This is a genomic window from Streptomyces sp. CLV115 (assembly GCF_038448545.1).
GTDB classification, from domain to species: Bacteria; Actinomycetota; Actinomycetes; order Streptomycetales; family Streptomycetaceae; genus Streptomyces; species Streptomyces sanglieri.
In genome coordinates this window covers 1-10,844 of record NZ_JBCEWQ010000017.1, presented here as the reverse complement: position 1 = coordinate 10,844, position 10,844 = coordinate 1, and the positions used below count along the sequence as shown (strand labels likewise).

Here is a 10,844-nt window from a genome sequence, read left to right as displayed (position 1 = left end):
TTTCCCCAGAAGCCGTACCCGCGCATGCCCTACGCCGAACACGGGCAACCGTGATTCCGGATGGATCCCGGACCCGGGTCAGCGGGTGAACAGTTCGAACGCGACGGCAGGACGGCCGCCGAAACGCTCTCCCTCGGCGCGCGCCTGACCGGTCAGAAAGGTGCGGCAGTAGGCCTCGGGGTCGTCGTCCGTCAGCGCCTCGATGTACGTGCGGTGCGCCAGCAGCGACTTCACCGAGCGCTCAAGACCGGCCGTCGCATCGACGGCGTGGGTGGGCGCGTCCGACCCGGCGACCGCGACCCATCGCACCCCGTTCCACGGCTGGATCCCCGCCTCCGCGAGTTCCGGAAAGATCCAACGATTGCCCGCGTCGGCGGCGGCGTCCAGGGTGGCACGGCCGACCGCGCGGTGGTCGGGGGTGTTCCAGACGACGCCGCCCCAGGTGTCCCGGTGATTGAGCGTGATGACCAGCTCGGGGCGGTGCCTGCGGATGGCGGCGGCGATGTCCCGGCGCAACGGGAGGCCGTACTCGATCACGCCGTCCCGGTGATCCAGGAACTCCACTCCCGAGACACCGACGACGGCGGCGCCCGCCCGCTGCTCGCGCTCGCGCAGCGGTGCGCACTCCTCCGGTTCCAGTGTGTCGATGCCGGCCTCGCCACGGGTGGCGAGGAGGTAGACGACCTCGCGGCCCCCGTCGGTCCAGCCCGCGATCGCCGCCGCGCAGCCGTACTCCAGGTCATCGGGGTGCGCGACCACGGCCAGGGCGCGCCGCCAGTCGGTGGGCATGGCTTCCAGCTGCTCCGTCATGCCGGCAGGCTAGCCGCCGCCGATCACGCCCGCCCCCGTTCCGGATGCGCCCCCGCCGGCGTCGCGCACGTCTCACTCCATGCAGAAATACCCTCTGGGGTATTGGTGTCAGCCTGATGCAGAGATACCCCCCGGGGTAAACCATCACGGAAGGAGCCATGTCGTGTTCTTCGTCGACACCATCGAGACCGCGGGCCTCGGAAACCGCAGCTATCTGGCCGGCGGGCAGCAGGCCGCCGCGGTCGTGGATCCGCCGCGCGACATCGACCGGATCATTGCCGCCGCTGCCCGGCGCGGCGTTCGGATCGCCCTGGTGGTGGAGACGCATCTGCACAACGACTACGTGACGGGCGGTCTGGAGCTGGCGCGCGTCACCGGGGCCCGCTATCTGGTGCCCGCCGCGGCGCAGGTCTCCTTCGACCGGGTCGCGGTCGCGGACGGTGACATCGCCCCGGTCGACGAGGGCCTCACGCTGCGCGCCCTCGCCACCCCCGGGCACACCCCGCACCACACCTCGTACGTGCTGGCGGAGGACGGCCGCGACGTGGCCGCCTTCACCGGTGGTTCACTGCTGATCGGCAGCGTGGGCCGGCCCGACCTGATGGAACCCCGGCTCACGGCCGAGCTGGCCCGCGCCCAGCACGCCTCCGCGCACCGGCTCGCCCATGAGCTCGCGGACGAGGTGCCCGTGCTGCCCACGCACGGTTTCGGCAGCTTCTGTTCGTCCTCGCAGGCGGAGGGCTCGGCCACGACGATCGGCGACGAGCGCCGCCGGAACGACGCCCTGGTCAAGGACGTGGACACCTTCGTCGCCGAGCTGCTCGCCGGTCTGGACGACGTCCCCGCCTACTACGCGCACATGGGCCCGGCCAATGCCGCCGGGCCGGCCCCGCTCGACCTGACCCCGCCCCGTCCGGCCGACGCCGAGGAGATATCCCGGCGGCTGGCCGCGGGCGAGTGGGTGGTGGACCTGCGCAGCCGGGTCGCGTTCGCCGAGGGACATGTCGCCGGATCGTTCAACTTCGAGGGCGACGGCCCGCTCGCGACGTATCTGGCCTGGCTGATCCCGTGGGGCCGGCCGGTGACCCTGCTGGCCAGTACCGCCGCCGACATCGCACACGCGCAGCGGGAGCTGTCCCGGGTCGGGATGGGACGTCCGGTGGGCGCGGCCCCCGGCCCTCCCGCGGCCTGGCCGGGCCCGGCGACGGCGCTGCGGTCGTTGCCCAGGTCCGACTTCGCGGGCCTGGCGGCCGCCCGGGAGCGGGGCGAGCACCCGGTGGTGCTCGATGTGCGCAGGAACACCGAGCACCTCGGTGGTGCGATCGCGGGGGCGGTGCACATTCCGCTGCACGAGCTGCCCCGGCGGCTGGGCGAGGTGCCGCCCGGCGTGGTGTGGGTGCACTGCGCGGGCGGGGCACGGGCGGCGATCGCCGCGTCGATGCTGGATGCGGCGGGACGCGAGGTGGTGGCCGTCGACGACGGATTCGGTGCGGCGACAGAGGCCGGCCTGAGTGTCGCCGCCGTGACCTCGCCCTCCGCGGCATGACCGCACTGATCGTGGCGCTGGTCGCCGGTGCGGTGGTCGGCCTGGCGCTCGGCGGGCTCGGGGGCGGCGGGAGCGTGCTCGCCGTCCCCGCGCTGATCTATCCGCTCAGCTTCACCCCGGCCGCGGCGACCACCGCCGGGCTGCTCATCGTCATCGCGACGTCCCTCACCGGGCTGGTCGCCCATGCCAGGGAGGGCGGGGTCCGCTGGCGTACCGGAGGGCTCTTCGCGGCGGCCGGGATCGTTCCGGCCGCGGTCGCCGGGGCGCTGTCGGTACGCGTCCCGGCCGGGGCGCTGACCGCGGGGTTCGCGGTGCTCGCCGCGGTCGCCGCGGTGCGGATGCTGCGGCCCCGGAGCGGTAGGGGGCCGCAGGCCGGACCCGATGCGGGCGGCGCGTCCGCCGGACGGGTCGCGCGGACGGGTGCCGGGCTCGGTGCGGTGACCGGGTTCCTCGGTGTGGGCGGCGGGTTCCTGGTGGTCCCCGCGCTGGTCACCGTGGTCGCCCTCCCGATGACCGCGGCGGTCGGGACCAGCCTGCTGGTCATCACGGTGAACTCCTTGGCCGCGCTGGTCACCCGTCTCGCCACGCCCACCGCGCTGGACTGGTCGGTGATCGCCCCGTTCACGGCGACCGCGGTGCTCGGTGCCTGGGACGGGCGGCGGCTCGCCGCGAAGGTGTCCACGGCCACCCTGCAACGGATCTTCGGCGCGGCGCTGCTGGCCGTGGCCGTGTTCATGCTCATCGACGCCGTGGCATGAGCCACGGCGCCGCCCCCGGCCGGCTCAGGCCAGCGAGAGGAAGAGCTTCTCCAGCCGCGACCGCATCCGGTCCCGGTCCTCCGGCTCGCTGCCGCCGTCGGCCATGCAGTGCTGGAGACCTGTCGCGATGATCGCGAAGCCGGCCCGGTCCAGCGCCCGGGACACCGCCGCCATCTGCGTGATCACGTCCTCGCAGTCCCGGCCCTCCTCGATCATCCGGATCACTCCGGCGAGCTGGCCCTGCGCACGGCGAAGGCGGTTGAGGACCGACTTCAGTTCGTCGGCCGCCATGTCGAGTTCCACACATCCTCCTCCTGATACCCCAAGGGGTATTCTAGCCCGACCGGGGAAGGGCGGACCGCGTTCCTCCCGAACCCCGGTGAACGAAAGGAAACGCAGCCCGTGACCAGCCCCCTCTCCCTCTCCCCCGCCCAGGCCGCGGCCCGTATCGCGGAGTTCACCGTCATAGATGTGCGGGCCCCCGGCGAATACGCCTCCGGGCACGTTCCCGGTGCGCTGAACATCCCGCTGGACCGCCTCTCCGAGGCCGTTCCCGCGCTGAAGTCCGCAGCGGCCCGCGGGCCGCTGCTGATGGTGTGCGCGTCCGGGGTCCGCTCCACCCGGGCCTGCGACATTCTCGCCGCCGCCGGCATCGACGCCGCGACGCTCTCCGGCGGCACCTCGGCCTGGGCGGGCGAGGGCCGCGATCTCCACCACCCCGCCGGCGCCCGTGCGACCTGGCCGATGGAGCGTCAGGTGCGGCTCGCCGCCGGTTCGCTCGTGGTGGCCGGACTGCTCGCCGGGGTGCGGTTCCCCGCGGCGCGCTGGATATCCGCCGGGATCGGCTCCGGCCTGGTGTTCTCCGCCGTGAGCAATACGTGCGGCATGGCGGCGGCCCTGTCGAAGCTGCCGTACAACCGGGCCCCGCGCGCGGCCGCCGGTCCGGACGACACGCTGCACGCTCTGCGGGGCTGACACCTGTGATGCCGTGAGCGGGAGGAGCCGGCCGGCTCCACCCGCTCACGAACAGGGTCGGACCGCTCACGAAGAAGGTCAGGCGTCGTCCCGGACCAGGGCGAGCAGCCGGTCCAGCACCCGCGGTCCGCCCGCGCGCAGCCCGTCGTGCTCGTACTCGTTGGTCACCCAGGTGCGCAGGCCCCGGATCGACGCGGCCGTGCGCAGCGCGTGTTCCGTGTCGACGTACATGTCGTCGTGGTACACGGCCGCCGCGACCGGCACCTGATTGGCCGCCAGGCGCTCGGTGTCGTACAGCGGCGCCCAGTCGGTGCGGGCGGCCAGCAGCCCGGCGGTCTCGCGCAGCGGGCGCAGCGCCGGGTCCACCTCGAAGTGCCAGGGGTGGATGCTCTCCCCGGTGAAGAGCACCGGCGAGTCGCCCTTGAGCGCCGTGGCCGCGTCGAACTGCGGGAATTCGGCCCGGACCCGCTCGGCGGACCAGTCGGTGGGCCGCTGGTCCTGGCCGTAGATCGCCTCGTGGAGCAGCGCGTACAGCGGGTGTCCGGCGAACGAGGAGGCCGTGCGCACCGCCTCCTGGAAGGTGTCGGAGAGCTCGGTGCCGTGCGGGGTGCGGACGAAGGCGTTCTCCAGCAGGTAGTGCAGCTGGTGGCTGCCGCTGCCGCCGCCCAGCATGATGCCGAGGGACTGGAACCCCTCGGCGGTCAGACGGTGTCCCGCGCTGTCGGTGGGGTGTTCGAGGAGATGGGCGGTGATCTCGCGGGCGCGCTCGACGTCCTGCGGGTAGCGGGCGTAGTGCGCGGCGACCTTGCGCTCGATGCGGGGGTAGGCGGCCCGGTACACGTCGTCGGCGTGCGCGTCGAGCGCGGGCAGCCCGCCGGTGATCAGGACGGCCTTGAGCCCTTCGGGCGCGGCCGACAGATAGCGGACCGCGCAGAAGCCGCCGAAGGACTGGCCGAGGACCGTCCACGGTTCGCCGCCGGTCAGCTGCGGGCGGATCAGCTCGCAGTCGCGCACGATGCTGTCGGACCGGAAGCGGGTGAGGTAGTCGGCCTGCTCGCGCGGGCCGCCGCGCAGCGGCAGGGTCTGCCGGTTGGCGGGGGTGGAGAGGCCGGTGCCGCGCTGGTCGAGCAGCAGCACCCGGAACTCCTGCGCGGCCCGTCCCAGCCAGGCCTCCGTGCCGACGAACCGCCGGGCGCCGAAGCCGGGGCCGCCCTCCAGATAGACCAGCCACGGCAGCTCCTCGCCGGTCCGGCCGCTCGCCACGGCCTCCCTGCCGAAGACTTCGATCTGCTCACCGCTTGGATCGCTGTGGTCGAGCGGGACCGTGAAATAGCGGTCGGTGAAGACGATGCCGGGGTGCCGGTAGCTGCTCACAAGGTGCTCCTGAATCAGATGTGCCACGGACAGTTCAGCACACGGCACCGACACGGACGGTCGCGGCCCGTGTGCGGGCCGCCCGGGCACCTCCTACCGTGCAGGCATGATCCGGTTCGAGCAGGTCGGCAAGGTGTATCCGGACGGTACGACCGCGGTCGACGAGCTGTCCTTCGAGGTCGCCGAGGGCGAGCTGGTCACCCTCGTCGGGCCGTCCGGCTGCGGCAAGACGACCACCATGATGATGGTCAACCGGCTGATCGAACCGTCGTCGGGCCGGATCCTCGTCGACGGCGAGGACATCTCCGGGGTCGATCCGGTGAAGCTGCGCCGCCGGATCGGCTACGTCATCCAGCAGGTCGGTCTCTTCCCGCACCGCACGGTCCTCGACAACACCGCGACCGTTCCCGCGCTGGTCGGCTGGAAGCGGGCGAGGGCCCGGGAGCGGGCGGCCGAGCTGCTGGATCTGGTGGGCCTGGACCCGAAGACGTACGGTTCCCGCTACCCCGCGCAGCTCTCCGGCGGCCAGCGCCAACGGGTGGGGGTGGCAAGGGCGTTGGCCGCGGATCCGCCGGTGCTGCTGATGGACGAGCCGTTCGGTGCGGTCGACCCGGTGGTGCGCGAGCGGCTGCAGAACGAGTTCCTGAGCCTCCAGGCGACGGTCCGCAAGACGGTCCTGATGGTCACCCATGACATCGAGGAGGCGGTCCGGATGGGCGACCGGATCGCGGTGTACGGGGCAGGGCGCATCGAGCAGTTCGACACTCCGGGCGCCGTGCTCGGGGCACCCGCGACCCCGTACGTGGCGCGGTTCGTCGGCGCCGACCGGGGCCTGAAGCGGCTCTCGGTCACCACGATCGAGCCGGAGGACCTCCAGGAGCCGCCGGTCGCCCGGCTGGACGAACCGGCCGGCACGGCGGCGGCCCGGCTGGGCGGGGCGGGTGCGCGCTGGGCGGTGGTGCTGAACGGCGAGGGCGACCTGCACGGCTGGGTGGCGGCGGACGCGCTGCGGATCGCCGGCGGACACGGCACGGTCGGCGAACTGGCCCGCAGGATGGACGCCTGGGTTCCGGTCGGCGCCCCGCTGAAGCAGGCGTTCAGCGAGATGCTCCAGCACGACGCGGGGTGGGTGGCGGTACTGGACGGCTCCCGGTTCCTCGGCGTGCTGACCCCGGCCAAGCTCCACGAGGCCCTGCGCCGCTCCGTCGACGCGGACGCACGGGGCGTGGCCCGGGACGAGGTGCCCTTCGACTCGGTCGCGGACGCGTAGGGGGCGGGACGCGGGCTCCCGCCCCCCACGCGGGCGAGAGCCCGGGTGAACGTGTCAGAGACAGGTGACGGCGGTCACGCAGAAGCCGCCGAGGGCCACGGCCCACACGTAGGGCAGGGTGCGGATCATCACCTGCTGCGGGGTGACGCCCGCGTACTGCGCGCTCCACACGGTCTGGGTGCTCGTGGGATCGGCGACGCCGAACACCTGGTTGTACGAGGTGGCCAGGCCCAGCACCGCGGTGGCGGGGTAGATCCCGGCGGCGATCAGGACACCGGCGATGCCCGCGCCGAGACCGAAGACGTTGAGCGGTCCCCGGTAGAGGCAGAGCGGCACCAGGACGGTGAAGACGAGCACGAAGAGGACCGCGTTCTGCGGGCTGACCGCCTTGACCAGGGGTTCCAGCGCGTCGATCGCCCCGGGCAGTTTCACGGCCGCGAGCAGGATGCCGATGGCGATGAACAGGGTGATCGGTGCGGCGGCCACCTCGAAGCCGCCGTACAGGGTGCGCAGCAGCCGCTTGTTCATCTCGCGCGGCCGGGTGGTGGTGACCAGGCAGTACAGCACGCCGGCGAGCAGCGAGGGAATGATGGCCACGTCGAGCCCGAGGGCCAGCACCAGCGGTACGACCGGGGTGAGCAGCGCGTACCAGGGGGCGTCGCCGAGCCGGGCGCGCCGGCCGGAACGCGGTTTCGGGGTGAGGGACTTGGCGGACCAGGTGTGCTCGACGCCCCGTCGGCGGGACTCGACGAGAACGAAGAGGACCGCGGCTGCCAGTGCGAACGGGAACAGTTTGATCATGAAGCCGCGCACGGTGGGGACGGGCAGTTCGAGGGCGGTCGAGAAGAACTGCCAGACGGGGAGTTCGAACGGCATGCCCGCCGCGATGCCCATGAGGATGGTGCCGGCCGCGGTGACCTTGGGGATGCCGACGGCGATCATCGCGGGGATGCCGATGATTCCGGCGAGCATCGCCGCGGGCGCGGACCCCGTCACCGTACCGACGAGGGTGGAGACGGCGAGGACGCCGAGGGCCACCACGACCGGGCGGTCGCCGCCGAATTCGACGATCTTGCGGACGAGGGTGCCCGCGATGCCGGTCTCGTCCAGGAGCTTGCCGAGCCAGGAGCCGAGCAGGATGGCGATCATGGTGGCGGCGAGGGCGGGTGCGCCTTCCTGGAGGACGGTGTCCAGGACGCTGTTCCTGCCGGTGAGCGGGGCGCCCGCGACGAGGGCGATGACGACGGCCAGGACGACGAGCGCGAAGGCCGTGGGGAGTTTCCGGGTGAGCATCGCGGCGACACCGGCCGCCATGACGAGGAGGATGACGACGCCCATGGCGTTACTTCTCTCTTCCGTGCGCGTGCGGGGCAGTGGTGTGGTGCGCGGCGAGTGCGGCGGTCAGCAGCAGTGGGCTGCGGCCGAGTCCGCAGGCGGTGCGGGCGTGGGCGTGGGCGGCTATCTCCTCGGCCCCGGCGACATGGCCGTACAGGCGCCGTCGTCCCATCCGCAGTACGACATGGCCGAGTGCCTGTTTCAGTGCCGCTTTCGCGGGGCCGTGGTGGAGCTGTTCGTGGACGGCCTCGTGCGCGAGGGCCGCGGCGCGCACCGAGCCCGCCGGGTACCAGTGGCGCCAGCCGTTCTCGTCGACCAGTGCCTCGGCGCGGGCGAGGGTGTCGGTGTACAGCTCGACGGTCGCGGGGCGTGAGGTGTAGCGGGCGAGGAGGCCGTGTTCCAGCCCGCCGTCGCGTTCGACGATCCGGGCGCGGGACGGGGCGGGGGCGAGCCGGGCGCCGAACTCCGTCGCCACGGTGGCCCAGTGGCGCAGCAGTGCGCGGTCGCGTCCTTCGTGCGTGGGGGTGGCCGCCAGGAGCCGTGCGCCGAACTCGATGTCGTCGGTGGTGGCGAGGCCGAAGGTGGTGGTCATGCCCTCGCCTCCACGACCGCGACCACGGGCTCGTCCGCCGCGCGGGTGCCGAGTTCGCTGCGGGCCAGGGCGAGCAGGGGCTGCGGGTCCAGTACGCCGGAGAGGTCGGCGATGCGGGAGCCGAGGAGCAGCCGCAGGGCGGGGGCGCGGACCCCGCCGTCGCCGTACGAGGTGGCCTCGCCGACGAGCCGGGCGATTGTCTCGGGGGCGGCGGCGACGGTGGTCGTCTCGACCAGGGCGTCGGGGGCGTGCAGCCGGACGACACCGTCGGCGTCGACGACCCGGACGGGATGCCGGGTGGCGCGGAAGCGGCGCCGGACCTCGGTGCCGTAGACCGTGTGGGCGGGGGTGGTGGCGAGGATGCTCACGTCCGCCGGGTCGGCCTTGAGGCTGGCCGCGGCGGCACGCAGCCGTTCGTTCCCGTCGGCGCGGTGGGCGCGGTCCTGGGTGCGCAGTTCGGTGGCGCCGGTGGCCACCGCCCGCACGGTGCTGGTCTGCGGGTCCACCGTCACCTCCACCTCCACGCCGTCGGCGGCGGCGCCCTGGGCGACGACGGCCGCCTCGGCCTCGGCGCGGACGGCGAGGATCTGTTCCTGGCCGGCGCCCGGGATGATCCGTTCGATCTGCTCGCGGACCAGTGCGAGGGCGACCCCGATGGGGCTGATGACCTCGCTGTGCCGGGCGATCCGGCCCTCCTGGCCGGTGACGGAGGCGAGGTGCGGGGTCACGGACGCGGCGCCCCCGCCGCCCCCGACCAGGACCGCGGTGTCCTTCTCCAGCCGGTAGTCACGGATCATGGCGTCGGTGACGGCCCTGACCTGTGCGGTGCCGGCGTCGAGGAGCCGGGCCGCCGCGGTGGCGACATCGGTGGACAGGGCTGCGGCCAGCGGGGCGAGGGCGGCGCGGGCCACGTCCTGGTCGCAGCGGGCGAAGTCGCCCTCGGGCACCCGGCCCAGCGCGTTGGCCGCGCAGGTCATCGTGATCGCGAACCGCCCGCCGGCCGCGTCGATCACGGCGTAGTCGTCGGGGTCGCCGGCCATCGGCCGGAGGGTGGTGATCCGCGCGTCGCGCAGTTCGTCGGACGTGGCGAAGCAGGCGTACGGCAGTCCGGCGATGTGCGCGCTGCGGGGCCCGACGCCGACGACCCGGCCGCCGTCGATCCGGACCATGGACCCGCCGCCGACGCCGACGGTCCGTACGTCGAGCGCGGAGAGGTAGGACGCCTTGCCGAGGACGGTGGCGTGGCGGACGGCGACCTTGCCCCGGCGCACGACGCTGATGTCGGTGGAGGTGCCGCCGGTCTCCAGGAACAGGCCCTCGCTGATCCGTTCCTGCATCAGCGCGCCCGCGACCCCTGCGGCGGGGCCGGAGAGCACGGTGAGCAGCGGACGCCGGCGCATCTCGTCGAGCGACATCACTCCGCCGTCGCACCGCATCACCATCAGCGGCGCGTTCACCCCGGCCTTCGTGATGGAGGCGTCCACGAGGTCTGCGGTGGCCAGCATGCGCGGCAGGATCGCGGCGTTGACCACGGCGGTTCGGGTCCGCTTGGCGAGTCCGTAGAGCGAGGTGATCCCGTGTGCGGCCGTCATCGGCAGTCCGCGCGGGCGGGCAGCTTCGAGGACCGCCTGTTCGCCCTCCGGCCGGTCGACGCCGAACGGTTCGGTGGCGACGAGGACTTGGGCGCCTTCCCGGGTGACGGTGTCGACGGCGGTGCGCACCTCGTCCGCGTCCTCGGGGTCGGCCACATGGGCGTAGGCGAGCGGAAGCCGCTTGCCCGGGGCGAGTTCGAGCCTGCCGAGCGAGGCGAGCCGACGGGTGAGCACGGCGCCGGGGCCCGTGCCGATGCCGATCAGCCCGACGGTGGCGACATCGCCCTCCAGCAGGGCGTTGGTAGCCTGTGTCGTGCCGTGGGCCAGGAAGGCGACGTCCTCGGCGGCGCGGCCGGTCTGTTCCAGCAGCCGGTCGAGTGCCTCGACGATGCCGTGGGCGACGCCGTCCTCGTGGTGGTGGCTGGTGGGAACCTTCACCTGCCCCAGCAGTTCGAGGGTCGTGGCGTCGACGGCCACGGCGTCGGTGAAGGTTCCGCCCACGTCGATACCGACGCGGATGCGGTGGGTGGTCATGGCTGGGCACCTCCTTGTGCGGGTGGGTTGATGCGCGGGCGGGGGGGGGGGGGGGGGG

General features: G+C 73.4%; 10 protein-coding genes. 4 read left to right on the top strand and 6 right to left on the bottom strand.

Annotation, left to right across the window (positions count from 1 at the left end):
- Positions 1-78: 78 nt before the first annotated feature.
- Positions 79-810, bottom strand: coding sequence for a PIG-L deacetylase family protein (locus tag AADR41_RS09315; protein ID WP_342280839.1), 732 nt, complete (start codon positions 808-810; stop codon positions 79-81).
- Positions 811-973: 163 nt separating this feature from the next.
- Here AADR41_RS09315 and AADR41_RS09310 point away from each other — a divergent pair, with 163 nt between their 5' ends.
- Positions 974-2,356, top strand: a complete 1,383-nt coding sequence (locus AADR41_RS09310; protein WP_342280838.1) for an MBL fold metallo-hydrolase — start codon at positions 974-976, stop codon at positions 2,354-2,356.
- Positions 2,353-3,114: a sulfite exporter TauE/SafE family protein gene (locus AADR41_RS09305; protein WP_342280837.1), complete on the top strand. Its 762-nt coding sequence runs from the start codon at positions 2,353-2,355 to the stop codon at positions 3,112-3,114. The genes AADR41_RS09310 and AADR41_RS09305 overlap by 4 nt, the downstream gene beginning before the upstream one ends.
- 24 nt (positions 3,115-3,138) lie before the next feature.
- Here the strand turns inward: AADR41_RS09305 and AADR41_RS09300 are convergent, their stop codons facing one another.
- Entirely contained in the window at positions 3,139-3,417 is a 279-nt protein-coding gene (locus AADR41_RS09300; RefSeq protein WP_266727223.1) for a metal-sensitive transcriptional regulator, read from the bottom strand.
- A 99-nt stretch (positions 3,418-3,516) separates the two neighbouring features.
- Between AADR41_RS09300 and AADR41_RS09295 the strand changes: the two genes are divergently transcribed.
- Positions 3,517-4,089, top strand: a complete 573-nt coding sequence (locus AADR41_RS09295) for a rhodanese-like domain-containing protein (protein WP_342280836.1) — start codon at positions 3,517-3,519, stop codon at positions 4,087-4,089.
- A 78-nt stretch (positions 4,090-4,167) separates the two neighbouring features.
- On the opposite strand, the gene AADR41_RS09290 is transcribed toward AADR41_RS09295, so the two are convergent.
- The gene (locus AADR41_RS09290; protein ID WP_342280835.1) at positions 4,168-5,463 is read right to left on the bottom strand and encodes an alpha/beta fold hydrolase; all 1,296 of its coding nucleotides are present in this window, start codon (positions 5,461-5,463) and stop codon (positions 4,168-4,170) included.
- A gap of 106 nt (positions 5,464-5,569) precedes the next feature.
- On the opposite strand from AADR41_RS09290, the gene AADR41_RS09285 reads away from it, so the two are divergent.
- Complete coding sequence (locus AADR41_RS09285; protein ID WP_342280834.1) at positions 5,570-6,733, top strand: ABC transporter ATP-binding protein; 1,164 nt, start codon at positions 5,570-5,572, stop codon at positions 6,731-6,733.
- A gap of 54 nt (positions 6,734-6,787) precedes the next feature.
- Here AADR41_RS09285 and AADR41_RS09280 read toward each other — a convergent pair whose 3' ends face one another.
- Genes AADR41_RS09280 through AADR41_RS09270 form a run of 3 tightly spaced genes read right to left on the bottom strand, consistent with a single transcriptional unit; the run spans position 6,788 to position 10,786 of the window.
- A complete protein-coding gene (locus AADR41_RS09280; protein WP_342280833.1) occupies positions 6,788-8,071 on the bottom strand; it encodes a transporter in 1,284 nt (427 codons plus the stop codon).
- A 4-nt stretch (positions 8,072-8,075) separates the two neighbouring features.
- On the bottom strand, positions 8,076-8,660 hold the full coding sequence (locus AADR41_RS09275; protein WP_342280832.1) for a hypothetical protein: 585 nt from the start codon (positions 8,658-8,660) through the stop codon (positions 8,076-8,078).
- A complete protein-coding gene (locus tag AADR41_RS09270; protein ID WP_342280831.1) occupies positions 8,657-10,786 on the bottom strand; it encodes a hydantoinase/oxoprolinase family protein in 2,130 nt (709 codons plus the stop codon). The genes AADR41_RS09275 and AADR41_RS09270 overlap by 4 nt, the downstream gene beginning before the upstream one ends.
- Positions 10,787-10,844 lie beyond the last annotated feature (58 nt).

What these genes read in the sequence shown, in the direction of transcription:
- AADR41_RS09315 (WP_342280839.1), bottom strand. Translation starts at nt 810, where the DNA reads ATGACGGAGCAGCTGGAAGCCATGCCCACCGACTGGCGGCGCGCCCTG.
- AADR41_RS09305 (WP_342280837.1), top strand. Translation starts at nt 2,353, where the DNA reads ATGACCGCACTGATCGTGGCGCTGGTCGCCGGTGCGGTGGTCGGCCTG.
- AADR41_RS09285 (WP_342280834.1), top strand. Translation starts at nt 5,570, where the DNA reads ATGATCCGGTTCGAGCAGGTCGGCAAGGTGTATCCGGACGGTACGACC.
- AADR41_RS09280 (WP_342280833.1), bottom strand. Translation starts at nt 8,071, where the DNA reads ATGGGCGTCGTCATCCTCCTCGTCATGGCGGCCGGTGTCGCCGCGATG.
- AADR41_RS09275 (WP_342280832.1), bottom strand. Translation starts at nt 8,660, where the DNA reads ATGACCACCACCTTCGGCCTCGCCACCACCGACGACATCGAGTTCGGC.
- AADR41_RS09270 (WP_342280831.1), bottom strand. Translation starts at nt 10,786, where the DNA reads ATGACCACCCACCGCATCCGCGTCGGTATCGACGTGGGCGGAACCTTC.